Source organism: Desulfocurvus sp. (genome assembly GCF_023230885.1).
Taxonomy (GTDB): Bacteria; Desulfobacterota; Desulfovibrionia; order Desulfovibrionales; family Desulfovibrionaceae; genus Desulfocurvus.
The window spans coordinates 1-24,231 of the sequence record NZ_JALNWM010000019.1 but is presented as its reverse complement, the minus strand read 5'-3'; the positions used below and the strand labels follow the sequence as shown (position 1 = coordinate 24,231).

Genomic DNA, 24,231 nt, shown 5'->3' with positions numbered 1-24,231 from the left:
CGGGCTCCCCGGCGGGGGGCGGGGCGTCGGGGGCGGCCCCGGGCCGTTCCCGGGCCGCGCGCTCCTCCCCGCGCTCCCTGTCGGCGCGTTCCAGCAGCAGCCACGCGGCCTGGAGCACGTCTTCGAGTTGGGCCACGCGCGCGGCGCGGCCCTGGAGGCAGAGCAGCCCGTGCAGCAGCGTGGCGCGGACCAGGGTGCCCCCCGGGCGGCGGCTGACGGACAGGGCCACGCGCCGGCCCATGTTGGCCAGGGAGAAGGGCGGCCTGGCCAGGAGCAGGCCCACGGAACGGTCGGCGGACAGGGGCGTCAGGTCGCGCAGGGCCGCCGCCGCCGCCAGGGCTTCCCAGACGGCCTCGCGGCCCAGGGGGCCCTGTTCGCCCCCCGGGCCGTGGGGGAACAACCAGGCCAGCTCGGTCTGGCGGGCGGTGTGCGTTGCGCTGTCCAGCACGGGCCCTGTGGGGGCGCCGTCGCGATGGCGGCGGGGTGCGGAGGGCATGGGTTCTCCTTGCCGGGCGCCGGTGGCCGGGCGTAGGCGCAGGCTCCGGAACCCGATGCACGGCCACGATGCATCAAAATGCGCCCTGCGGCAACCGGAGCGGGCCGTCGCGCGCTTTCCCCCGGCCCTCAGGGCCCTGCGGGCCCCCGGACCGGGGGCGGCCCTGCGGCCGTTGCGCCGGTTTCGTCCAGGGCCGCCCGGGCCCGGGCGGCGAAGGCCGCCACCAGGGCCGGATCCTTGCGGCCGAGTGCGTCCTCCAGGCCGGTGTGCGCGTCGACCCCGGCGGGACGCACGGCGCGCACCGCCTCCGCCACATTGTCCGGCCCCAGGCCCCCGGCCAGGATCAGCGGGAGCGGGCAGGCCCGCGCCAGCAGGGCGCTGACGCTCCAGTCGTGCACGCGGCCCGTGGCCCCGGTGGCGCCGCTGGCGGGGTCCAGGCTGTCGGTGAGCAGGGCGTCGCAGTGGCCCGCCAGGGCCCGGGCCTCGGCCAGCAGGGCCTCGCGCAGCGCGGGCTCCGGGGCCGGGGGCACGATGACGCTCTTGATGATGTACAGGTCGGGCCTGCGGGCGCGCAGGGCGGCCAGGGCCGCCGGGGGCATGGGCGCGTGGAGCTGCACCGCCGCGGTGCCCACGGCGCGGCACAGGGCGTCGACCTCCACCGGGTCGGTGGCGTAGGTGATGCAGACGGCCAGCAGCCCCGGGGGTAGGGCGGCGACGATGCGCGCGGCCTGGGCCTCGGTCACGTCGGGGGCGTGCACGGCCAGGCGCAGGGGCAGGCCCACGCTGTCCACCCCCAGGCGCGCCAGCATGAGGGCCTCGTCCAGGTCCCGCACCCCGGCCACCTGTACGCGCGGGCAGGGCCTCATGAGCCCCCGCCTCCGCCCCGGGCCGCCTCCAGGGCCCGGGTCAGGCGCTGGACATAGAGTTCCGCGATGGCCTGCGCGGACAGGTCCGCCTGTGCGGCGGGGTCGAAGTCCGGCGCCGGGAGCGCCGGCGGGCGCGGGGCCAGGGCCCGCGCCCGGGCCAGCAGTTCCCGGGCGGCGGACTGGTCCCCGGCTTCCCGCGCGGCCAGGGCGCGGTCCAGGGCCAGCAGCCCGTCCAGGTCCGCGTCGGGCCCGAAGGCCGGGGGCAGCGTGCCGGGCAGGGGTCGCCCGTCCAGCAGCGCGCCTGCGGCCCGCACGGCCAGGGCGGGCCAGCGCGTCAGCTCCGCCGCGGGCAGGTCGAAGCCCGCGCTGCGGCCCCCGGGCGGCCAGCGGCGCAGGGCCTCGGCCCGGGCGATGTCCGCCCGTTGGCGCAGCTCCGTGGCCCGCGCCTCCAGGGCCGGGCGCGCGGCGCGCAGTTCGTCGTCGCGCCGGGCCAGGGCCTCGGCGTCGTGGGCGAAGATGTGCGCCGCCAGGCCCACCGTGGCCTGTTCGAGCTCGCGCAGTTCCTGCTGGGCGGCGGCGAAGGTCCGTTCATGGCGCTCCAGCCGCCGGAGGGCGGCGGGCACCTCGTCCAGGCGCCGCTGGCGGTTCAGTTCGAGGATGCGCGCCTCCAGGGCCTTGCGCCGGGCCAGCAGCTCGCCCATGCGCTTTTCGGCCTCGAAGTAGCGCAGCCCGAAGGCCGTGAGGGCCAGGTCCTGGTCCAGGTCGGCCAGGACGCGTCGCGCGTCGGCGGCGGCGCTGGCGGCCTCCTCGGCGGCGGCGCCCAGGCGCAGCAGGCGCTGGGCAGGATCCTCGGCGCTCTGCACGGTCAGGCGCGTGCGCACCGTGCCCGGAGCGCCGGGCGCGGGGGCAAGGGTGCAGGAGATGGCGTATTGGGCCCCCGTGAGTTGCGCCAGGAGCAGCGCGTCCTCGGCGTCGGCGCCCCGGGGGTGGTCCAGCCCGGCCTCCGCGGCCAGGGCGCGCGCCAGGCCGTAGGGCACCAGGCGCGGAGCGTCCAGCCCGGCCAGGCCCTGGTGCAGCAGCAGGTGCAGCGCCCGGCCAGCCCCGGGCACGTCCGGGCCCTCCAGGCGCGGCCGGGCCAGGAGCGCCAGCCCGGGCACCAGGGGTTCCTGCGCGCCCTGGAAGGCCGCGCGCACCAGCCCGCGCGCCCGCAGCCGGTCGGCCAGCAGCGCCAGGGAAGCGGCCTCTGTGCGCAGGGCCGCCGCGAACCCGGGCAGCCGGTCGTCGGGATAGGCCTCCCACAGGGCGGCGGTTTCCTCGGGGTGCCCCGCGAACCAGCGGCACAGGCCCAGGTAGATGGTGGCCAGGGGCTCGTGCGGCTCGCGGGCCAGTACGGCCTCGAAGCGCGCCCCGGCCACGGCGTGGCGTCCGGCCTCGAAGGACTGGCGGCCCATGTCCAGGACGCCGCCTACGGTGCTCAGCACAGGCACCCGGCGCAGGCTCGACGAGGGGTCCGCCGCGGGGCCGGTCCCGGTGGTCGGCGGGGGTACGGACGGGGCGCAGCCCGCGAGGAACAGGATAAGCAGGACGCCCGCCAGGGCAAGCGTGCGGGCGCCGGGACGCGGGGCGCGGGAAGGGGTCGGGCGCGGCATGGGGCGCATCCTACGGCAAGGCCCCGCGCTGCGCCAGCACCAGTTCGCGGGGGCCCCGGGCGGCCACGCGCCCGGCCTCCAGCCGCAGGCACAGCCCCACGGCCGGGGGAATTTCCGCCGGGTCGTGGGTCGCGAAAACCAGGGTCACCCCGGCCCCGGCCAGCCCCTGGACGACCTCCAGGAACCGCGCCCGGGCCTCGGGGTCCAGGCCCGAGCAGGCCTCGTCGAGCAGCAGCAGCTCCGGCCCCGGCGCAAGGGCCCGGGCGATGAGCAGGCGGCGCAGCTGGCCGTAGGACAGGGTGCGCACCCCGCGCCGCTGCATGCCCTCCAGCCCGACCAGGTCCACCAGGGCCTCGGCCCGCTCCACCTGCCCGGCGTCCGGGCGGGCGTAGAGGCCGATGCTGGAAAAATATCCCGACAGAACCACGTCCGTGGCCGTGGTGTCGTAGCGGTGCGCGGCCTGCAACTCCGGGGACACGAGGCCCATGCGGCGGCGGATGTCCCACACGTTCACCGGCCCCGGCAGCCCGAACCACGACGCCCGGCCCCGGGTCGGGCGCAGCGCGCCCTGGCACAGGGCCACCAGGGTGCTCTTGCCCGCGCCGTTGGAGCCGAGCAGCGCCCAGTGCTCCCCGGGGCGCAGGGTCCAGTCCACCCCCGCGAGGGCCGTGCGCCCCTGGCGCACCACGTCCACCCCGCGCAGCTCCACAAAATGCTCCGGGGGCGCCTGGCGCGGGCCGCCGTCCACCCGGGGCGGCGCCAGGGCCGGGCCCGCCGCGAAAATCCGCGCCGCCCCGGCCAGCACGTCGGCCGCCGGGCCCTGGCGCGCGATGCGCCCGTCCTTGAGCACCGCCGCGTGGGTCGCCACCGCGCGCGCCTCGTCCAGGCGGTGGGTGGCCATGACGATCTGGGTGCCGTCCGCCGCCAGGCGCTCCAGGGCCCGGCCCAGCATTGCCCGGGCCGCGTCGTCCAGGCCCTGGGCGGCCTCGTCCAGGAGCAGCACCCGCGGCCCGCGCGCCAGGGCCCGGGCCAGGACCGCCAGCCGCCCCTGCCCGCGCGACAGGGACAGCACGTCGCGCCCGGCCAGCTCCCCGGCGCCCAGGCCCGCCAGGGCCTCCCGCGCGCGGGCCAGCTCGGCGGCGCCGGGCTCGCGGAACAGGTACAGCGTGTCGTGCAGGCCCGTGACCACGAAGCGCTCCACGGTCATGGAGCGGTCGTCGCGGGTCAGGGCGTCGTGGTCGTCGGGGGTGACCAGGGCCACAGCGGCCCGGGCGTCCAGGGCGCTTTGCGTGGGGCCCTGCCCGAAGTTCCAGCGACGCAGGCCCCGGTGGCCGAAAAATTCGCCCTGGGCCGGATGCACCTCGCCGCGCGCCAGGCGCAGCAGCGTGGTCTTGCCCGCGCCGTTGGGGCCCGCCAGCACCCAGTGCTGCCCGGGCAGCACCTGCCAGGAGGCGTCCTTGAGCGCCAGCCCCGGCCCCAGGCGGACCGTGAAGTGGCGGATGTCGATGACGGGATCGTGGGGCATGGGGGCTGTGGTACCCCCTGGGCCGCCCGGGGGCAAGGGCGGGGCGCGCGCGGACCCCGGCGGGCGCCCGAACGATCCGGGCCCGGCCCGCGGCAGTCTGCCGCGGGCCGGGCCCGGTGCGAAAGCGGGGAGCGGGCTCCCCTGGGGTCTACTTCGCCGCGTCTTCGGCGACGGCGGCCCTGCCGAAGCCGTACTTGAGCAGGAAGCCGCCCAGGGCCGCCACGGCGGCGGCCACGCCGCCGATGATCGAGGCGTTCATGGACATGCCAAGGCCCAGGTCGGACAGGATGATGAACGAGGCGCACACGGCGGTCATGAAGGTCGCCGGAACGGTGCAGATCCAGTGGAAGCGCCCGGTCTTGGCCAGGTACACGGCGCCCGACCACAGCACGAGCATGGACAGCATCTGGTTGGAGAAGCCGAAGTAGCGCCAGATGGAGTTGAAGGGCGACTGCGAGATGATGAAGCCGACGATGAACATGGGCACGGCGATCATCAGGCGCTTGGCGGCCTTGGACTGGCTGACCTTGAAGGTCTCGGCCACGATGAGGCGCGTGGAGCGGAAGGCCGTGTCGCCCGAGGTGATGGGCAGGACGATGACGGCCAGCACGGCCAGGGCGCCGCCCACCGGGCCGAGCAGGATATTGGAGGCTTCCTTGACCACGGCGGCGGGGCTGCCGGCGTCGACCACGGCGCTCAGGGCGGCGGGGTTGTCGTAGAAGCTCAGGCCGATGGTGGCCCAGACCAGGGCGATGACGCCCTCGATGATCATGGCGCCGTAGAAGACCATGCGGCCTTCACGTTCGTTCTTCACGCAGCGCGCCATGAGCGGGGACTGGGTCGAGTGGAAACCGCTGATGGCGCCGCAGGACAGGGTCACGAACAGCAGCGGCCACAGGGGCAGGTCCTTGGGGTGGACGTTGGTGAAGAAGTCCATGTTGGGCAGGACCGGGTGGTCGCTGGCCATGAGCGCGATGGCGATGGCCACGGTCATCACCAGCAGCAGGGCGCCCAGGGCGGGGTAGAAACGGCCGATGAGCTTGTCGATGGGCAGGATGGTCGCCAGGAAGTAGTAGGCGAAGATGAGGCCCACGAAGATCGGGGTGGAGACGCCGGTCAGGCCGGTGAGCAGCTTGGCCGGGGCCAGGACGAAGACCACGCCCACGAGCATGAGCAGGATCACCGAGAACACGCGCATGACCTGGCGGGCGGGCATGCCCATGTATTCGCCCACGATCTCGGGGATGCTGGCGCCCTTGTTGCGCACCGAGAGCATGCCGCTCATGTAGTCGTGCACGGCGCCGGCGAAGATGGAGCCCACGACGATCCACAAGAGGGCCGCCGGGCCGTAAAGGGCGCCCAGGATGGGCCCGAAGATGGGGCCGATGCCCGCGATGTCCAGCACCTGGATGAGCAGGAGCTTCCATTTGGGCATGGGCACATAGTCCACGTCGTCGCGCATGGAATACGCGGGGGTGACGGCCTTCTCGTCGGGGGCGAGGATGCGGTCGACCACCGCCCCGTACGTCAGATAGCCCACCAGCAGGGCGGCGAGGCACAAGAAGAAGTAGAACATGGCAACCCTCCGTTTTGCTTGACCCCCCGGCCGGCCCGGAGGAGCTTTTTGCGGGTTGCCATACCGCCGCGCGCCGCACGCGCGCAACAGCCTGTGCGCGAAACGTCGGTTCCGGCGCCTGAAACGTCCTGTGCGGGGCCCGGGCGGGGGCCCGGGCGGCGGGTCAGGCGGCGGCGGGCAGGCTTTGGCGGGGGATGCGCATGGCGACCAGGGTCCCGCCGCCCGGGCGCGAGCCGATCTGCAGGCCGAACTGGGCCCCGTATATCTGGCGCAGGCGGCGGTTGCAGTTGGCCACGCCGATGCAGCGCCCGTCGCCCTCGCTTTCCAGCAGGGCCCGGGCCTTGAGGGCCGACATGCCCACGCCGTCGTCCTCCACGGTGACATGCAGCTCCCCGTCGCGCACGGCGGCGCGCACGCTGACCATGCCGCCCTCCTCGCGCCCGGCCAGGCCGTGCTTGATGCCGTTCTCCACCAGGGGCTGGATGAGCAGCGCGGGCACGGGCCAGTCGTGGCAGCCGTCGCCCACGTCCAGGGTGGCGTGGATGCGTTCGCCGAAGCGGGCCTGTTCGATGGCCAGGTAGGAGCGGACCTGGTCCAGCTCCTGGGACAGGGGGATGAAGCCGTCGCCGCCGTGCAGGTTGCGGCGCAGGAAGATGGCCAGGTCCTGGAGCAGCTCGCGGGCGCGCCCGGAGTTGGTGCGGCAGAAGGAGGCGATGGTGTTCAGCGCGTTGAACAGGAAGTGCGGGTTGATCTGGGCTTGCAGGCGGCGGATCTCCTCGCGCGCCAGCAGGCGCTCCTTGATCTGGATGTCCTCGAGCTCGAGCTGGGTGGAGAACAGGTCGGCCAGGCCCTTGGCCACCTCGTAGCGCACGGCGTCCAGGCCGTTGCCCTTGGTGCCGTAGAGCTTGAGGGTGCCCACGATGGCCCCGCCCTTGCGCAGGGGCACGATGGCCCCCGAGCGGAAGGGGCAGCCGGGCGTGCCGCAGCCGATGGCCGAGGCGTCGCGCACGAAGGCCGGGACGCCGGTTTCGAGCACGGCGCGGGTGGCGGAGGTCATGATGCGCTGGCCGGGCAGGTGGTGGTCGTCCCCCTCGCCCACATGGGCCAGGACGCGGGAGGTGTCGGTGACGGCCACGGCGGCCACGCGCATGCGCTCGAAGATGATCCGCGCGGCGGCCTCGGCGGTCTCCGCCGACAGGCCCAGGCGCAGGTGCCCCACGGTCTGCCCGGCGATGGCCAGGATCTGCTGGGCCTGGGAGGATTCGTGCTTCTCGCGGTAGTGCGAGACGATGATCAGGGTCTGCACGAACAGGGCCGCGCCGATGGTGTTGACGATGATCATGGGCATGGCGATGAGCTGCACGAGGCTCACGGCGTCGGCCCAGGGCCGGGCCAGGGCCAGGACCAGGAGCATGTGGAAGCTCTCGCCCGCGAAGGCCAGGGCGGCGGCGGGCTTCCAGTTCAGCGGCTCGCGCAGGCGCAGGGCCACCAGCCCGGCCACGGTGCCCTCCAGGAAGGTCGCCAGCCCGCAGGGCAGGGCCGAGAAGCCCGAAAGGTCGATGAGGTTGCGGTGCAGCCCGGCGATGAACCCCGCGCCCGCCCCGACCACGGGGCCGCCCACCAGTCCGGCGGTGATCACGCTCATGGCCCGCAGGTTGGCCACCGAGGCCTGCACCGGGCCGCCCGTGTAGGTGCCCAGGATGCCCATGGCGCCGAAGAGCAGGATCAGGAACACGGTGTTGCGCCGGGTGGTCGGGCGCAGGTCCACGTCGCGCGCGGCGCCCAGGGTCATGATCACGAAGGCCGCCGTGAGCATGAGCCCGAAGCGCTCCACGAGGGTGACAAGCAGTTCCAGGGTCGTCATGGCGATGGTCGCCGGCCCTACAGGCCGAGCCGCTCCTTGAAGGCCGCCACGCGGCCCCGGCTGACGGTTATTTCCGTACCCTGGGCGTCGTCCATGGTGCAGGCGTACTTGCCGTTGAACCAGGGCGAGAACTCCCGCACCCGCGCCAGGTTGACCAGGGCGCCCCGGTTGGCGCGAAAGAAGGAGTGCGGCCCCAGGCGCTCCTCCAGGGTCTCCAGGGTCACCGGGCCGTGGCAGGGCAGGGCGCCGCGCGCGGTGTGGGCCACGACGCGGCGTTCCTCGGTGCCCAGGAAGACGACCTCCTCGGGCCGGAGCAGGGCGATGCGCCCGCCCTGTTCCACGGCCACGCGGGTCAGCCCGCGTCCGGGGCTCATGGCTTCGAGCAGGCGCAGCACCTCCTGGCCCACGGCCTCGCGGCCCGGCGGCGGGCCCTTGGGCGCGGCCAGGGAGCCGCGCACCCGGGCCAGGCTCCTGGCCAGCCGGTCGGCCTCCACGGGCTTGAGCAGATAGTCCACGGCGTTGGCCTCGAAGGCGCGGATGGCGTAGTGGTCGAAGGCCGTGGCGAAGACGAACTGCGGCGGCACGGGCGGGCCCTCGGCCAGCACCTCGGCCACCACGTCCAGCCCGCTGCCCCCGGGCATCTCGATGTCCAGGAAGGCCACGTCGGGCGCGTGCTGGCGGATGGCGGCCACGGCTTCGCGCGCCGAGGCGGCCTGGGCCACCACCTCCACGTCGGGAAACCGCGAGAGCAGGAAGGCCAGTTCGTCGCGCGCGGGGGGCTCGTCGTCGGCGATGACGGCGCGTATGGGCATGGGCGGGCACTCCTCCCGCCGGGCCGGGGTCGGCGCCGGGCGGACCTCCCCAGCTAATGCCGCCCGGCGGGGGGTGTCAAGGCCCGGGCCGGGCGCCAGCCCCGGGAGGGGGGCGGCGTGGGGGCGCACCCGGCCTTCCCCCGGCGGTTGCGTTTTTGCCTGCCCTCGCGGGCCGGGCGGGCGGCCCCGGGCACCGTCACAGCCGGAGCGCGCCCAGGGCCATGCGGTAGATGCGTTCGAGCATGGCCGGGGGCACGGCGGAGTCCCAGTGGCCGGTGGCCCGGGCCCAGGCGTGGAGCCCCAGGAACAGCGCGGCGCAGCCCAGGCCCGCCAGGGCCCAGGGCACGCGCCGCCCGCCGGGCAGGGCCGGGCCCAGGCAGCCCGGAACCGGGCAGGCCCCGACGCATTCCATGCAGCCCACGCAGTCCGGGGAGTTGACGCGGACCCTGGCCTCTACGCGGATGCCCCCGGGGCAGGCCCGGGTGCAGCGCCCGCACCGGATGCAGGAGCCCGGGTCGCGGCGCACGGCCAGGGGCGAGGCCAGGGCCGCGAGCCCCAGCAGCGCGCCGTAGGGGCACAGACTGCGGCACCAGAAATAGGGCAGCACCAGTCCCAGCGCGGCCAGCGCGGCCAGGACGACCACGGTCATCCCCGAGGGGTCCAGGAAAAAGGCCAGCATCCGCGCGTCGGCCGCGATGTTGAAGGGCGTGCGCAGGAAGCTGTCCAGGGCCCGGGCGTCCATGCCGATCCAGGTGGTCCAGACGAAGAAGGCCAGCAGCAGGTATTTGGGCGCGGCCAGGGCCAGGGCCGCGCGCCGGGGCGGGGTCCGCGCCAGGCCCAGGGCCCGCCCGGCGCGGGCCAGCAGGTTATGGATCAGGCCCACGGGGCAGACATGGCCGCAAAAACCCTTGCGCAGCAGCAGCGCCATGAGCAGCGCGGCCACCAGGATGGTCAGCCCGGCGGGGTGGACCGGGTCCCACTGGCCGCTGGACAACAGGCGGCGCAGGGCCATGAAGGCGCTGATGGGCAGGAAGCCCTCCACCGAGGGCGGGCGCGTTGCCGGGCCCGGACCCTGGCCCAGGACCCAGGCCACGAAACGGTAGAACTCCCACCCGGCCCACAGGCAGGCCAGGGCGAAGGCCGACTGCACGGCCAGGCGCAGCCGCGCGGGGCGGCGGCCCGGCGGCGCGGGGGCCGGGGCGGCGGGCGTGGCGGGCGTGGCGGGGCGGGACATGGGCACCTCCTTGGGCTTTGCCAACGGCGGCGGGGTGCCGTACCGTGGCGTGGCGGCGTCGGGCCAGGATGCCCCTCCCGCGCGTCCGGCGCCTTGACCCGGGTCAAGGCGCCGGACGCGCGGGGGCGGGCTGGGGGCGCCGGGCGTATCCCCTACGCCCGGCATCGGCCCGGAACAAGGTGGTGCGCCGGAATTTGCACAAGAAAATGCGCCCGGCCGGGCGCGGGAGGGACGGACATGGTCCAGGATACGACGGCGCTGGCCCGGGTGGTCGGCGTCCTTGCGGACACGGCGGCGCGCATCCGCGAGCTGGAGCGCCAGGCCGAGGAGCTGCTCCACGCCCAGGGCGACCCCGAGGCCTCGGCGGCCAACCTGCGCCGCAAGGCCGAGCTGCTGCGCGACCTGCCCGACGAGCTGGACGGGCTGCTGGACGGGCTGGACCCGCAAACGCGCGACCGGGTGGAGCGCAAGGCCGAGAACCTCTGCGCCCGGGCCTCGGCGGCCCTGGGCCAGGGCAGCGTGTTCTGGATGCGCAACCTGCTCTACCCCGAGGACTACCGCGAGGGCGAGCCCAACGAGCTGGAGCGTTTCATCGCGGGCCTGGGCCGCTGACCACGCGGCGCAGGTCCACGCCGAAGCGGCGCATGCGGTTTTGCACCGTGCCCCGGCTCACGCCCAGCAGGGCGGCGGCGCGGCTCTTGTTGCCGCCCGTGGCCAGCAGGGCGTCGATGAGCGCCTGGCGCGGGTCGGCGGGCAGGGCCGGGTGCGGCCCCGGGGCCGGGGCGGGCGCGGCGGGCGCGGGCGGCGGGCAGGCGCCCGGGGCGCCCTGGATGGCCGGGGGCAGGTGCCCGGGGGCCACGGGCCCGGTGTCGGTGAGCACGCAGGCATACTCCAGGGCGCTTTTGAGCTCGCGGACGTTGCCCGGCCAGGGGTGGGCCGTGAGCAGGTGCAGGGCCTCGGGGGTCAGGCCCCGGGGGCCGCGGCCCGTGCGGCGGCGGATGTCGGCCAGGAAGTGTCCGGCCAGGAGCGGGATGTCCTGGGCGCGCTCGCGCAGCGGCGGCACATGGATGGGGATGACGTTGATGCGGTAGAACAGGTCCTTGCGGAAGGCGCCCTCGGCCACCATGCGCCCCAGGTCGCGGTTGGTGGCCGTGATGACGCGCACGTCCACGTCGATGGGCCGGTTGTCGCCCACGCGTTCGATGCGCTTGCTTTCCAGCACGCGCAGCAGCTTGACCTGGGTCGCCGGGGGCACGTCGCCGATCTCGTCCAGGAAGATGTCGCCGCCGTCGGCGGCCTCGAAGCGGCCCTCGCGGTGGCGGATGGCCCCGGTGAAGGCGCCCTTGACGTGCCCGAACAGCTCGCTTTCCAGCAGGCTTTCGTTCAGCGCCGCGCAGTTGAACTGGATGAACGGCCGGTCGGCGCGCCAGCCCAGGGTGTGGATGGCGTGGGCGGCCAGCTCCTTGCCCGTGCCCGACTCGCCGAAGATGATCACCGGCGCGTCGGAGCGCGCGGCCTTTTCCAGGATGGCATACAGCCGCAGCATGGCCGGGGACTCGCCGACCATGCCGTGGAAGCCCGTGTCCCAGTGGCGCGAGAGCTCCTCGATCCTGCGGTCGCGCTCCACCAGCTCCGAGAGGTCGGTCAGTGTCTCCACCCCCGCGATGACCCGGCCGTCCTCCATGAGCAGGGTGGCGTTCTTGACCACGTCCACGCAGGAGCCGTCCTTGCGCACGATGCGGCAGTGCTTGCGGCTCTGCTTGCGCTCGTCGAACAGGCGGCACCAGTGGTCGCGCCCCTCGCGGCGCGAAATGCGGCAGGCGTCGCAGTTGAGCACCGTGCAGGGCCTGCCCAGCAGCTCGGCGCGCGAAAATCCCGTCAGCCGCTCCAGGGCTCCGTTGACCATGGACAGCCGCCCGTCGGGCCCGACGATGAACAGGCCCTCGTTCATCGTCTCGATGATCTCCTCCAGATAGTGCTTCACCGAATCCTGGTTCATGTCCGCCATTCCCGGTTTTTGCGCAGTTGATTAACCAACTGTTCAAATACTGGCCAACCGTTGTCTTGGCAAGGCCCCGCCGCCGGGGCCCGGGAAAGAAATAAAAGCAGTCATTCCGCAGCGCGGGGGCTTCGGCGGGAAAGGGTGTGACTTTTCGGCACAGGGAGTGCTATGGCTGCAATAGACCCGGATATCCTGTCCATCGGCGGCGTACCGGGTCGCGCCGCAAACACCACGGAACGCCATGAACCGCAGAAGCTTCCTGAAGACCCTGGCCCTGGCCGGGACCCTGGCCGTGCCCGGCGCCGGAGCGGCCCGGGCCGAAACCGGCGGGCGCGTGGAGCTGGCCACGCTGCTGGACCTGTCGCGCTGCGTGGGCTGCGGCGAGTGCGTGGCGGCCTGCCGCGATGCCAACGCCGCCAAGTTCCCCGAGCCGGAGCGCCCCTTCCCGAAGATGTACCCCGCGCGGGTCAGGGCCGAGGACTGGTCGGCCCGCCGCGACGAGGACGGGCGGCTCACGCCCTACAACTGGCTGACCATCCAGACCGCCGTGGTGGAACGGGACGGCCGGGAACTGGAGGTGCACATCCCCCGGCGCTGCATGCACTGCGTGAACCCGCCCTGCGCCAACCTCTGCCCCTGGGGCGCGGCCTACAAGCGCGCCGACGGCGCGGTGCGCATCAACGACGCCATCTGCCTGGGCGGGGCCAAGTGCCGCGATGTCTGCCCCTGGGGCATCCCCCAGCGCCAGACCGGGGTCGGCCTGTACCTGGACCTGCTGCCCGCCCTGGCGGGCAACGGGGTCATGTACAAGTGCGACCGCTGCCACCAGCGCCTGGACGCCGGGCAGCAGCCCGCCTGCAGCGAGGCCTGCCCGATGCAGGTGCAGGCCAGCGGCCCGCGCGAGGAGATGGCCGCCCGGGCGCGCAAGCTGGCCGCCGAGACCGGGGGCCACCTTTACGGCCTGGAGGAGAACGGCGGCACCAACACCTTCTACGTTTCGCCCGTGCCCTTCGAGGAGCTGGACCGCGCCGTGGCCCAGGGCCCGGGGCGGCCGCACCTGCGCCCGGTGGCCGACGTGATGGCCCGCGACGAGGCGTTCACGGCCGCGGTGTTCGGCGCGCCCCTGGCCGGGCTGGCCGCCGGGCTGCTCACCGCCGCGCGCGGGCTGGCCCGCTCCGGGCGCGGTGCCGGGGAGGGCGGCCATGACTGAACCCCGCGCCGCCCTGCGCCCGGCGCGCCGGCCCCGGGGCCGGCTGTGGATCGCCCTGTGCCTGGCCCTGGGGTTCACCGGCGCGGGGCAGATGCCCATCTTCAAGCGCTACTACCTGGCCGATCTGCCGGGCATGGGCTGGACGGCGGACTACCTGCTGCTGCACACCCTGCATCTGGCCCTGGCCACGGTGTTCCTGGTCTGGGCCGGGGCGGCCCTGGGCGCGTGGCTCGTGCGCCGCGAGGCGCTCACGGCCCTGGGCGGCTGGCGGGCGGCGGCCGTGGCGGCCCTGGCGCTCACGGGGCTGGCCCGCGCGCTCAAGAATCTGCCCGATGTCTGGCTTGCGCCCGGAGTGGTCATGGCCGTGGACTGGGCCCACCTGGCCCTGGCCCTGGCCTTCGGCGCCCTGGGGCTGGCGGCGCTGGTGCGCGGCACGGGCTATGTCAGGTGAGCGCGCGGCGTGGATTGCCGCGCGGGCCAATTCCGCCCTGCGTGTAGATGATTGGAATAAACGCCTATGATTTTTTGGGGGAACATATTGGAAATCGGACCGGGAGGGGGTATCGTGCCCCCGGCGGGCGCAGAGGGCATGGGGCCCCAGGCCGCAACATTCCCGGAGATTCTTCATGAAATTGTCCACCAGAAGCCGATACGGAACCAGGATGCTCCTGGATATCGCCGAGAACAGCAATGGCCGCCCAGTCTCGGTGAGCGAGGTCTCGGCGCGGCTGGGTGTCTCGGTGAAATACCTGGAGCAGCTCATCCGGCCCCTCAAGCGCGGAGGCTACCTGGTCAGCGTGCGCGGGCCCAAGGGCGGGCACATGCTCACCCGTCCGCCCGAGGAGATCACCGTGGGCGAGGTTGTGCGCCTGCTGGAGGGCGGCATCAACCTCACCGACTGCGTGAGCGACGACAAGATATGCTCGCGCGGCGCGAAGTGCAGTGTACGCAACGTGTGGGTGGAGGCCACCGCGGCCATGAACCGCATCCTGGACTCCATCACCCTGTCGCAGATCAACTACGAGAACTGCGACACGAAGCGATAGCGCGGGAGGGGCGGACCTCCTGCGCCGCATGGGCCGCCGGGCCGCCGCCGGGGTGTTCGCGGCGGCCTTGCGGGCAACCTGAAACGCAGGGGGTGTCTGCATGAACCGTTTCCCGTCGTTGCGCCGCAAGGCGCTTGTGGCGCTGCTTGTCCTGGTCTGCGGGGCGTGCGCCGCGCCCGGGGCCCGCGCGGCCACCGACACGTCCGCGCCCGCCCAGGGCGGAGCGGCCGCGCCGGGGCGCCAGCTCGCGCGCCAGGCCACCAAGGACTCGCAGCTCTGGATCACCTCGGACCACTCCAAACACGAGGCGCTGCGCCAGGCCTTCACAAAGCCCGAGGACGTGACCCGCGCCTGCCTCACCTGCCACACCGAGGCCGCCGCGCAGTTCCACAAGACCATCCACTGGACCTGGATCGACCCCAACGCCGACCCCGCCCAGCGCATGGGCAAGGGCGGGCTCGTGGTCAACAACTTCTGCATCAGCATCCTTTCCAACGAGCCGCGCTGCACCTCGTGCCACGCCGGATACGGTTGGAAGGACAAGGACTTCGACTTCACCGACCCGGCCAGGGTGGACTGCCTGGTCTGCCACGACACCACCGGGACCTACGAGAAGTTCCCCTCCAAGGCGGGCTACCCGGTGAGCGAGCCCACGCCCTTCGGCCCCAAGAAGACCTACCAGCCGCCGGACCTGGCCAAGATCGCCCAGAACATCGGGCGCCCGGACCGCGACAACTGCGGCACCTGCCACTTCCACGGCGGCGGCGGCGACGGCGTGAAGCACGGCGACCTGGACAGCACCCTCGCCGCGCCGAGCAAGAAGCTCGACGTTCACATGGGCGTCGACGGCCAGAACTTCCACTGCACGCGCTGCCACACCACCACGGTGCACAACATCGCCGGGCGCATCTACGCCACCCCGGCGGCCACGGAGCGCAAGAGCCTGCTGGAGGACGACCTGGCGCCGCGCATCACCTGCGAGTCGTGCCACAGCGCCACGCCGCACAAGGCCGGGCACAAGGCCAACGACCACACGGACAAGGTCGCCTGCCAGGCCTGCCACATTCCCGAGTTCGCCCGCGAGATGCCCACCAAGATGAGCTGGGACTGGTCCACCGCCGGCCGGCTCAAGGACGGCAAGCCCTACAAGGACAAGGGCCCCTACGACCGGGCCAGCTACGACTCCATGAAGGGCGACTTCGTGTGGGAGATGAACGTGGTGCCCGAGTACTACTGGTGGGGCGGCTCCATGACCACCGTGCGCGCCACGGACGTCATCGACCCCTCGGGCGAGGTGCGCCTGTCCTGGCCCGTGGGCTCGCCCGACGACCCGCGTTCGCGGATCATGCCCTTCAAGGTCCACCGGGGCAGGACGCCCTATGACACGGTGAACAAGACCATGGTCGTGCCGCACCTGTTCGGCAAGGACGACGCGGCCTTCTGGAAGGGCTACGACTGGGCCGCGGCCATCCGGGCGGGCATGGACTACGCCGGGCTGGACTACTCCGGCGAGTTCGGCTTCGTGGAAACGGCCTGGGCCTATCCCACCACGCACATGGTGGCGCCCAAGGACAACGTGGTCGCCTGCGTCGAATGCCACGCCGACCGGGGTCGGCTGGCCAACCTGGCCGGGTTCTACATGCCCGGGCGCGACGGCTCGGCCCTGGTGGACTGGGTGGGCTGGGCCGCCGTGGCGGCCTCCCTGCTGGGGGTGTTCATCCACGGCGCCATCCGCGCGGCCTCCCGGTCGCGCAACGCAAAGGAGGAGCGGTCATGAGCGGTTCGGTGAAGAACGGCCTGAAGAAGGTCTACCTGTACACGTGGTTCGAGCGCTTCTGGCACTGGTTCCAGGCCGCGCTGATCCTGGTGCTGGCCGCCACGGGCCTGGAGGTCCACGGCACCTTCTCCCTGCTGGGTTTCGAGCGGGCCGTGGCCGTGCACGAGTGGTGCGCCTGGGCCTGGCTGGGGCTTTATGTGTTCATCGTGTTCTGGCTGTCGACCACCGGCGAGTGGAAGCAGTATGTGCCCACCACCAGAAAGATCTACGAGGTGGCCATGTACTATGTGAGCGGCATCTTCCGGGGCGAGCCGCACCCGGTGCCCAAGACGCAGCGCGCCAAGCACAACCCGCTCCAGCGCCTGACCTACCTGTCCATCTCCACGCTGCTCATCCCGTTCCAGATCGCCACGGGCATCGCCTATCTCTACTACAACGACTGGGCGGCCCTGGGCCTGACCAGCCTGTCCCTGGAGACGGTGGCCACCCTGCACACCATCGGCGCCTTCGGCTTCCTGGCCTTCGTGGTGGTCCATGTCTACATGACCACCACCGGGCACACCGTCTCGGCCCATGTCATCGCCATGTTCACGGGCTGGGAGGAGGTTGAGGACGAGAAGGCCGTGCCCGAGTGGGAGCGCAAGACCAGCCCCCTGTGACCCCCTGCCCGGGGCGGGGCCGTGCCGTGGCGGCGCGGCCCCGGCTCCCGGGAATCGCGGTGCCCCCGTCCGGCGTGTCCGGGCGGGGGCGCCTTGCGTCCGGGTGGCGCCGGGTGGCGCGGCGCGGGCCGGAGGATGAAAATCGCTGTCACGGTTTGCGCTTTGCGCCTGAAACGGTATGGTATGTCCCCCGGGGCTGGCCCGGCCGGGATGGTCCCGGCCGGTGCGGGCCCGGGCAGAGCATGTGGAGGGCGCGATGATCGCCAGCATGACCCAGGGACGGTTGCGCCTGCGCAGCGGGGCCCTGAAGGTGGAGGAAATCGCCCGCGAGGCCCGCGAACGGCTTTTGGACCTCAAGGGCGTGGTCGAGGTGCAGGTCAACCAGCGGGTGGGCAGCCTGCTGGTATTCTACGACAAGGCGCGCATCGGGGCCGAGGCGCTGCTCAGGCGTGCGGCCGAGCTGCTGCATGTGGACCTGGAGCGGCTGCGGGCCGGGGCCGCCCGGGCGGACAAGGCCCTGCGCACCCCCCAGGCCCGGCGCGCGGTCAAGGCGGGCATGGCCGGGGCGCTGATTCTTGCCGTGGGGGCGCTGGCCGTGTCGGGCAAGGCCCACGCGGGCGCCGGGGTGCTGTTCCTGGCCCTGGGCGGTGTGCATATGGTCCAGAACCGCCGGACCCTGCTGCGCTAGCCAGCGGGCGGGGCGGGTTTTTCGCCGCCCGGGTGCCGGGCGGCAGGCGGGGCCGACGCATGGGCGTCGGCCCCGTCCTGTTTTTGGGGCTGGGCCCGGGGCGGGGGCTGCTCAGTGCCGGGGCAGCACCGGGCGCATGCTGTGGGCGCAGGTGAGCACGGTGCCCGCGTTGTGCAGCAGGGCCAGCAGCGCCGGGGAGATGAGCCCGGCCACGCCCAGGGCGATGAACAGGGTGTTGCTGCCGACGATGAAGCCGTAGTTGCGCCGGATGCGGCGCATGGAGCGCCGGGCGATGGCCATGGTGTCCAGCAGCCCGTCCAGGCGCGGCGTGGTCAGCAGCACGTCGCATGCCTCGCGGGCGATGTCCGCGCCGTGCTTCATGGACACGCCCACGTCGGCGCGGGTCAGGGCCGCCGAGTCGTTGATGCCGTCGCCGACCATGGCCACGGTCAGCCCGGCGGCGCGCAGCTCGTCCACTATGGCCGTCTTGTCCGTGGGCAGCACGCCCGCGCGGTATTCCCTGATGCCCAGCTCCTCGGCCACGCGCCGGGCGCTGGGCTCGCCGTCGCCGGTGAGCATGATGATGCGCGAAAGGCCCATGTTCTCCAGGCGGCGCACGAAGCGCGGGGCGTCGGGGTGGATGGGGTCCTCGATGCAGATGACCCCGGCCAGCTGCCCGCCGATGGCCATGTACAGCGCGGTGTGCCCGCTGTCGGCGCAGCGGCGGATGGACGCCTCGGCCGGGGCGATGTCCACGCCCTCGTCCTCGTGGACGAAGTGGCGGCTGCCCAGCAGCACGCGCTGGCCGTCCAGGGTGGAGGAGATGCCGTGGGCCAGGATGTATTCCACCTCGGCGTGGCGCTCGCGGTGGTCGAGGCCCTCCTCCTCGGCCTTGCGCACCACGGCCTCGGCCACGGGGTGCGGGAAGTGCTCCTCCAGGCAGGCCGCGTGGCGCAGGATGTATTCGCGGCTGTAGCCGCCCACGGGGCACACGTCGACCACGCTGGGCCGGGCCTGGGTCAGGGTGCCGGTCTTGTCCAGGATGATGGCGTCGGCCCGGGCCAGGGCTTCCAGGTGCTTGCCGCCCTTGACCAGCACCCCGCGCCGCGCGGCCTCCAGGATGGCCGCGCGCACGGCCAGGGGCGTGGCCAGCTTGATGGCGCAGGAGTAGTCGGCCAGGAGCACGGCGGCGGCCTGGCGCACGTTGCGCGTCACGGCGAAGACCAGCCCGGCCAGGACGAAGGAGAAGGGCACGATGCGGTCGGCCATGCGCACGGCCTGGCTGTGGACCTCGGCGCGCATGGATTCGGACTCGGTGATGACCCGGGCGATCTGGGCCAGCCGGGTGTGGTCGCCCACGCTTTCGGCCAGGATGGTCAGGTCCCCTTCCTCCACCACCGTGCCCGCCAGCACCTCGTGGCCCACGGCCTTGCGCACGGCCAGGGGCTCGCCGGTCATGGACGACTGGTTGACCATTGCCGTGCCGTCGGCCACCACGCCGTCCACGGGGATGGCCAGCCCGGACTTGACGATGACCAGGTCGCCGGCCTGCAACTGCGAGGCGGGGATGCGCTCGGGGTTGCCCCGGCGCAGGACCCAGGCGGGCCGGTCCTCGCCGCGCAGCATGGCCGCGATGTTCCCGCGCGACTTTTCGCGGGTCCATTCCTCCAGGGTTTCGCTGATGTCCAGGAGCAGGTGGATGGTCCCGGCGGTGTTGAAGTCGCGCAGGGCCATGGACGAGCCGATGGCCGCCGCGTCGAGCACGGCCACGTCGAGCCTGCCCCGGGCCAGGGACCGCGCCCCGGCGAGCATGAGCGGGGCCACGTCCCGGGCCATGCACCAGGGCCGCAGCCACATGGGCAGCAGCAGGCGGCGCAGGTAGAACCGGGCGACCTTGCGGGCGATGATCAGGAAGGGGTGCTCCAGGGCCCCGCGCTGGCGGTCGGCCCGGCAGACCCCGGGCAGCAGGCACTCGGCCCCGGGGGACGCGCGGCGGCACACGGCGGGCTGGCAGGGGCCGTCCGGGGCCGGGAGGCCGGGGGCGGCCCCGGGAGCCTCGGGCTGGGCGCGCAGGATGTCCGCCGCCAGGGCCGTGAGGGCCTCGTCGGCGCGCAGCAGGAGCAGCGCCCGGCGGGTGCGCGGGCTGTAGCTGATGTCCAGGGCCTGGCCGCTCAGGGCCGGGGCGGCCTCCAGGGCCCGGGCGGCGGCCTCCAGGGCTGCGGCGTTGCCCGGGGTGAAGCGGATGCGCCCGGGAATCTGGTGATTGACGATCATTGGCTCTCTGGGGGCTGGGGTGGGCGCGCGGGCGCGCGGAACCCCCCGGGGCCCGGCGGGCCCGGGGGGATGATCCGAATGGCGCGGGGCGGGCGCGGGGCGCTAGGCCCCGCCGGGGCCCTTGGCCCCCCGGCCCCGGGCCGCCGTCTTGGCGCCCGCGCGCGGGCCCTTGCCCTTGGCCGCGCCCCGGCCCGCTCCGGAAGTGGCCCCGGCCTTGGCTACCCCGGCTCCGGCCTTGCCCTTGCCGCCTCCGGCGCCAGCGCCCCGACCCGTCCCGGCCGTGGCCCCGGCCTTGGCTGCCCCGGCGCCCGCACCCCGGCCCCGGCCCTTGGGCCTGGCGGCCGTTTCGGTGGCTTCGGCCGCTTCGGCGGGGGATGTCCCGGCCTGGGCGTCCTCCTTGGCCTGGGTCTGCTGGCGGTGGCGCGCCTCGGCCAGGGAGTCCTCCACGTCCTCCATCAGCCGCTCGGCCCAGGCCAGCAGGTTCTCCTTGATGCCGTAGCCGCCGCGCACCAGCCCGGCCAGGGTCTGGCGGGCGCCCTCGTCGCCCTTGGCCGCCGCCACGCCCGCCGCGCCGAGCACTGCCCCCGCGAGGAAATAGCCGATGTTGCTCATGACTGGCGCACCTCCCCGGAGGTTTCGCCCTCGTCCTGCCGGGGCCGGGTCATTTCGCGGGCCTGGGTCACGGCCTGCTCCACCAGGGGCATGAGCCGTTCGCGGTTGCGCCAGGCCAGGTAGCAGGCCGCGCCGACGGCGGCTCCGGCCGCCAGCCACAGCACCTTTTCTCCGAGTTCTTTCATAGGAATCTCCGCTGGGGGTAGAGGGTGAACATTCAGTGCGGCCCGGTCCGGGCCGGGGGCAAAAGCCTATTCGCCGTCTTCGCGGCAGGCCTGGCACAGGCCGTAGAGGATCATCTTGTGCCCGGTCAGCTCGAAGCCGTGGCGCCGGGCCAGGGCCTCCTGGAGCGTCTCGATCCTGGGGTCGAGGACCTCGATGTTGCGCTTGCAGGCGGTGCAGATGATGTGGTCGTGGTGCTCGCGGCCGAAGTCGTACTCGTAGCGGGCCACGCCGTCGCCCAGGCGCAGCTCGCGGGCCAGCCCGGCCTCCTCGAGGAGCTTGAGGGTCCTGTAGACCGTGGCCAGCCCCAGGCCGGGATCCATTTCCCGCCCGAGCTGGTGCAGTTCCTCGGGGGTCATGTGGTCGTGGCGGTCCATGAAGATGCGCAGCACCACCTGGCGCTGGGGGGTCAGTTTCTGGTTCTTGTCGGCCAGGAACTTCCTGAAGGCCTCGATGGGATCTTTCATTGCTTCCTCGTTGGGCCGTGGTTGCGCCAAGCCGGTCCGCGCGGCGGGGGCGCGCGGACCGGCGGCGGAAGGCTGGCGCGGCGCGGGGGCGCCGCGTCCGTTCGTGCTAGAGGCGGGTGCCCACCTGGTACACCAGCGTCGCGGCCCCGAAGGCCAGGGCCGTGTTGAAGATCATGGAGAAAACGGCCCAGCCCCAGGACGACTCCTTGGCGATGGCCACCACCGTGACGAAGCACGGGGCGTAGAGCATGGTGAACACCAGCAGGCTGATGGCCGTCCAGGGGCCGAAGGCCGGGTCCGCCGCCAGGCGGGCCGACAGGCTGTCGGTCTCCTCGGGGTCCACCTCGCCCAGGGAGTAGGCCGTGCCCAGGGTGGAGACGATGACCTCCTTGGCCGCGAACCCGCCCACCAGGGCGATGTTGGTCCGCCAGTCGTAGCCCGCCAGGCTGGTCAGCCCTTCCAGGGCGGTGCCCACGCGCCCGGCCAGGGAGTTGCGCAGGGCCTCCTCGGCCTGGGCGTTGTCCAGGTCGGCCAGGCGTCCCTCGAAGGCCGCCAGGGCCTCTTCGGCCGCCCCGGCCTGGGCCGCGGCGTCCATTTCGGCCTGGATGGTCCCGCGCCGGGCCTCGAAGTCGGCGGCCTGGTCGTCGGGCAGGCTCGGGAAGGTCATGGCCGCCCACAGCAGGACGGAGATGGCCAGGATGATGGTTCCGGCCTTCTTGATGTACTGCCAGCCGCGCTCCCAGGTGTGGATGAGCACGCCGCGCGGGGTGGGGATGCGGTAGGGCGGCAGTTCCATGAGGAACGGCGTGGCCGCGCCCTTGATGACCGTGCCGCGCAGGAGCCGCGCCACCAGCAGGGCCATGGCCCAGGCGCCCAGGGTCAGGGCGAACATGGCGTTGCCCGCCGCCTCGGGGAAGAAGGCGCCGATGAGCAGGATGTACACCGGGACCTTGGCCCCGCAGGACATGAACGGGGCGGTGAGGATGGTCGCCAGGCGCTCGGGCGCGCTGCGCAGGGTGCGCGCGGCCATGACCCCGGGCACGGCGCAGCCGCCGGGGATGCCGCCGGAGACGATGAAGGGCATCACCGAGCTGCCGTGCAGGCCGAAGAGCTTGAACACGCGGTCCAGGATGTAGGCCAGCCGGGCCATGTAGCCCAGGTCCTCCAGGAAGGACAGGCACAGGAACATGACCAGGATCAGCGGTACGAAGCCGAGCACGCCGCCCACGCCGTCGATGACGCCCGAGACCACGAGGGACTGGAACAGGCCCTCGGGGATGGACGCCTCGGCCACCCCGCCCAGCCAGCCGAAGAATGCCTCCAGCCAGCCCATGGGGATCTCGCCCACGGCGAAGGTGAGCTGGAACATGCCGTAGAGCACGGCCAGCATGATCAGCGGCCCGAGAAAGGCGTTGGTGACCACCTTGTCCACGCGGTCGGACAGGCGCAGGTTCTCCGCGGTGGTGTCCTTGCGCACCACGCCCTCGCGCAGCAGGGCGGCGATGTAGCCGTAGCGGTGGTCGGCGATGATGGACTCGGGGTGGGTGTTCTCCGTGCGCCGCACATGGGCGGCCACGCGGTCGGCGATGGACGTCAGGGCGGCGGCCAGGGCCTTGTCGCGCTGGCTCATGGCGATGATGTCGGGGTCGCCCTCCAGGAATTTCAGGGCCACCCAGCGCGCGGGCACCAGGGAGGCCAGCAGGCCCGAGCCCTTGACCAGCGGCTCCATCTCGTCCAGGGCGGCGTCGATGTCGCGGCCGTAGGACAGGCGCAGCGGCTCCACCTTGCCCCGGTTGGCCTCGGTGTAGGCCACGGCCTCGCGGATCAGGGCCTCCTTGCCCTCGCCGTCGCGGGCGATGGTCTCCACCACCGGCACGCCCATCAGCTCCGAGAGCTTGGCGGTATCTATGGTCATGCGTCGGCGGCGGACCTCGTCCATCATGTTCAGGGCCAGGATCAGCGGGGCGCCCAGCTCCAGGAACTGCACGGCCAGGTACAGGCTGCGCTCCAGGGTGTTGGCGTCGAGCACGTCGATGACGGCGTGGGGTTTCTCGTTGATGAGGAAGTTGCGCGCCGCCAGCTCCTCCTGGGAGTAGGGCGTCAGGGAATAGGTGCCCGGCAGGTCCACCACGCGCACGTCGCGTCCGTCCACGCGCAGCAGGCCCTCCTTCTTGGCCACGGTGACGCCGGGGTAGTTGCCCACATGCTGGCGCGCGCCGGTCAGGGCGTTGAACATGGTCGTCTTGCCGGAGTTGGGGTTCCCGGCAAGGGCGAAGGTCAGTTTCTCAGACATCGGGACACTCCAGGACGGTGACGGTGATGTGGTCGGCCTCGTTGTTGCGCAGGGTCAGGGTGAAGTCCCGCAGGCGGATGGCCACGGGATCGCGCAGGGGAGCCTTGCCGATGACCTGGATTTCCGTGTCGGGCACAAGGCCCATGTCGCGGATGCGTCTGCCCAGCTCGCCCTGGGCGGTGATCCGGCGGATCCTGGCCCGGCAGTTGACCTTGAGTTGCCGCAGTCCCGTTGTCTGTTCCATGGGAAGCCTCCCGGGCCGCTCCTGCTCCGTGCATGGCAGCGGTAAAAGTCTTTCACGTCTGTCCGCCGGGTCCGGCCCGGGCGGGGTTGGCGCTGGCGGCGGGATGCCGCCGAAGCCCGCAGGCGCCCCGGGCCCGCCTGGAGCGGCTGCGGGGCCCTTGCGGGCACGCCCTGCTGATATTGAAAACGGTTCTCAAAGTCAATCTTTTTCCGGAGCGAAGGCGTGGGAGATACGGGCTGCGACCGCAGCGGGCCTGGCCTGGCCGCAGTGTCCCCGGTCCGGCCGGCCTTGCGTTTTGGGCATGGTGCTTTCCGGTGGGTGCCGTCCGGTCTTGCGCTCCGGCACTCCGGCGCCAGCGCGCGGGGTTGCCCCGGGCCGCTGGCCCGGCCTGCCAGGCCGCGTTGTCGGCGCATCCGGCCTTGCGGGCTTGGCGCGGCACGGTCCGGCCCCCCGGAGCGCAAGGGCCGTGCCCGCCCTTGCGCCCCTGCTTCCAGCGCCGCGCGCCGATTTGGGCGCGCAGTTCCCGGCGTTTTCCCCCTTGGAGGCGTGTTTTTATATTGACATTGATTTTCAATTTCAATTAGGTTCGGCTCCGCGTCGCCCGCCGGGCGGCGCCTGCCGGGCGGTTCGCGTCCGCCTTCGGGGAGGGTTCCCGGGCGGCCGGGGGGCTTTCGGCCAGACCGGGAGAACCTGCATGAAAGTCGATACCAAGCTG

The 24,231-nt window shown here is 73.1% G+C and carries 22 protein-coding genes; 7 read left to right on the top strand and 15 right to left on the bottom strand.

All coding sequences use genetic code 11. From position 1 onward, the window contains the following. The 8 genes from M0P34_RS02505 to M0P34_RS02470 form a co-directional block, all read right to left on the bottom strand. Positions 1-496 (bottom strand): hypothetical protein (locus M0P34_RS02505; RefSeq protein ID WP_291496017.1); only part of this gene is annotated, 496 nt, incomplete at its 3' end. A 128-nt stretch (positions 497-624) separates the two neighbouring features. Next, a complete protein-coding gene (locus M0P34_RS02500) occupies positions 625-1,362 on the bottom strand; it encodes a phosphoribosylanthranilate isomerase (protein WP_291496014.1) in 738 nt (245 codons plus the stop codon). Beyond that, entirely contained in the window at positions 1,359-3,011 is a 1,653-nt protein-coding gene (locus tag M0P34_RS02495; RefSeq protein ID WP_291496012.1) for a hypothetical protein, read from the bottom strand. The genes M0P34_RS02500 and M0P34_RS02495 overlap by 4 nt, the downstream gene beginning before the upstream one ends. Before the next feature lie 10 nt (positions 3,012-3,021). Further along, on the bottom strand, positions 3,022-4,536 hold the full coding sequence (locus M0P34_RS02490; RefSeq protein ID WP_291496010.1) for an ATP-binding cassette domain-containing protein: 1,515 nt from the start codon (positions 4,534-4,536) through the stop codon (positions 3,022-3,024). A gap of 148 nt (positions 4,537-4,684) precedes the next feature. Beyond that, complete coding sequence (locus M0P34_RS02485) at positions 4,685-6,112, bottom strand: carbon starvation protein A (protein WP_291496008.1); 1,428 nt, start codon at positions 6,110-6,112, stop codon at positions 4,685-4,687. 163 nt (positions 6,113-6,275) lie between these two features. Next, positions 6,276-7,976: a LytS/YhcK type 5TM receptor domain-containing protein gene (locus tag M0P34_RS02480; protein ID WP_291496006.1), complete on the bottom strand. Its 1,701-nt coding sequence runs from the start codon at positions 7,974-7,976 to the stop codon at positions 6,276-6,278. Positions 7,977-7,993: 17 nt separating this feature from the next. Further along, a complete protein-coding gene (locus tag M0P34_RS02475) occupies positions 7,994-8,788 on the bottom strand; it encodes a LytTR family DNA-binding domain-containing protein (RefSeq protein ID WP_291496004.1) in 795 nt (264 codons plus the stop codon). Between the two features lie 196 nt (positions 8,789-8,984). After that, on the bottom strand, positions 8,985-10,022 hold the full coding sequence (locus tag M0P34_RS02470) for a 4Fe-4S binding protein (RefSeq protein ID WP_291496002.1): 1,038 nt from the start codon (positions 10,020-10,022) through the stop codon (positions 8,985-8,987). 237 nt (positions 10,023-10,259) lie between these two features. Between M0P34_RS02470 and M0P34_RS02465 the strand changes: the two genes are divergently transcribed. After that, positions 10,260-10,634 (top strand): hypothetical protein, encoded by a 375-nt coding sequence (locus tag M0P34_RS02465; protein ID WP_291496000.1) that lies wholly within the window; start codon positions 10,260-10,262, stop codon positions 10,632-10,634. Here the strand turns inward: M0P34_RS02465 and M0P34_RS02460 are convergent. Further along, a complete protein-coding gene (locus tag M0P34_RS02460) occupies positions 10,612-12,030 on the bottom strand; it encodes a sigma 54-interacting transcriptional regulator (RefSeq protein WP_291495998.1) in 1,419 nt (472 codons plus the stop codon). The two genes, M0P34_RS02465 and M0P34_RS02460, sit on opposite strands and share 23 nt — an antisense overlap. Positions 12,031-12,265: 235 nt before the next feature. On the opposite strand from M0P34_RS02460, the gene M0P34_RS02455 reads away from it, so the two are divergent. From M0P34_RS02455 to M0P34_RS02430, 6 genes are all read left to right on the top strand, one after another. Continuing rightward, positions 12,266-13,234: a 4Fe-4S dicluster domain-containing protein gene (locus M0P34_RS02455; RefSeq protein WP_291495996.1), complete on the top strand. Its 969-nt coding sequence runs from the start codon at positions 12,266-12,268 to the stop codon at positions 13,232-13,234. Further along, positions 13,227-13,685 carry a 4Fe-4S ferredoxin gene (locus M0P34_RS02450; RefSeq protein ID WP_291495994.1) on the top strand — a complete coding sequence of 153 codons (459 nt, stop codon included), beginning with the start codon at positions 13,227-13,229 and terminating at the stop codon, positions 13,683-13,685. The genes M0P34_RS02455 and M0P34_RS02450 overlap by 8 nt, the downstream gene beginning before the upstream one ends. A 175-nt stretch (positions 13,686-13,860) precedes the next feature. After that, entirely contained in the window at positions 13,861-14,280 is a 420-nt protein-coding gene (locus M0P34_RS02445) for an Rrf2 family transcriptional regulator (RefSeq protein WP_291495992.1), read from the top strand. A 100-nt stretch (positions 14,281-14,380) separates the two neighbouring features. Continuing rightward, complete coding sequence (locus tag M0P34_RS02440; RefSeq protein ID WP_291495990.1) at positions 14,381-16,057, top strand: tetrathionate reductase family octaheme c-type cytochrome; 1,677 nt, start codon at positions 14,381-14,383, stop codon at positions 16,055-16,057. Beyond that, positions 16,054-16,716 carry a cytochrome b/b6 domain-containing protein gene (locus M0P34_RS02435; protein WP_291495988.1) on the top strand — a complete coding sequence of 221 codons (663 nt, stop codon included), beginning with the start codon at positions 16,054-16,056 and terminating at the stop codon, positions 16,714-16,716. Before M0P34_RS02440 ends, M0P34_RS02435 begins: the two co-directional genes overlap by 4 nt. A gap of 256 nt (positions 16,717-16,972) precedes the next feature. Beyond that, positions 16,973-17,404 carry an HMA2 domain-containing protein gene (locus tag M0P34_RS02430; protein WP_291495986.1) on the top strand — a complete coding sequence of 144 codons (432 nt, stop codon included), beginning with the start codon at positions 16,973-16,975 and terminating at the stop codon, positions 17,402-17,404. Between the two features lie 111 nt (positions 17,405-17,515). On the opposite strand, the gene M0P34_RS02425 is transcribed toward M0P34_RS02430, so the two are convergent. The 6 genes from M0P34_RS02425 to M0P34_RS02400 all read right to left on the bottom strand — a co-directional run bounded on the left by M0P34_RS02425 (position 17,516) and on the right by M0P34_RS02400 (position 23,516). Then, positions 17,516-19,678 (bottom strand): heavy metal translocating P-type ATPase, encoded by a 2,163-nt coding sequence (locus M0P34_RS02425; RefSeq protein WP_291495983.1) that lies wholly within the window; start codon positions 19,676-19,678, stop codon positions 17,516-17,518. Between the two features lie 102 nt (positions 19,679-19,780). Continuing rightward, positions 19,781-20,290, bottom strand: coding sequence for a hypothetical protein (locus M0P34_RS02420; RefSeq protein WP_291495981.1), 510 nt, complete (start codon positions 20,288-20,290; stop codon positions 19,781-19,783). Further along, on the bottom strand, positions 20,287-20,475 hold the full coding sequence (locus tag M0P34_RS02415) for a hypothetical protein (protein WP_291495979.1): 189 nt from the start codon (positions 20,473-20,475) through the stop codon (positions 20,287-20,289). Before M0P34_RS02415 ends, M0P34_RS02420 begins: the two co-directional genes overlap by 4 nt. Before the next feature lie 66 nt (positions 20,476-20,541). Continuing rightward, complete coding sequence (locus M0P34_RS02410; protein WP_291495976.1) at positions 20,542-20,979, bottom strand: transcriptional repressor; 438 nt, start codon at positions 20,977-20,979, stop codon at positions 20,542-20,544. Between the two features lie 106 nt (positions 20,980-21,085). Then, positions 21,086-23,272: a ferrous iron transport protein B gene (gene feoB / locus M0P34_RS02405; protein ID WP_291495974.1), complete on the bottom strand. Its 2,187-nt coding sequence runs from the start codon at positions 23,270-23,272 to the stop codon at positions 21,086-21,088. Continuing rightward, positions 23,265-23,516 (bottom strand): FeoA family protein, encoded by a 252-nt coding sequence (locus M0P34_RS02400; protein WP_291495972.1) that lies wholly within the window; start codon positions 23,514-23,516, stop codon positions 23,265-23,267. The genes feoB and M0P34_RS02400 overlap by 8 nt, the downstream gene beginning before the upstream one ends. Positions 23,517-24,231: the final 715 nt, after the last annotated feature.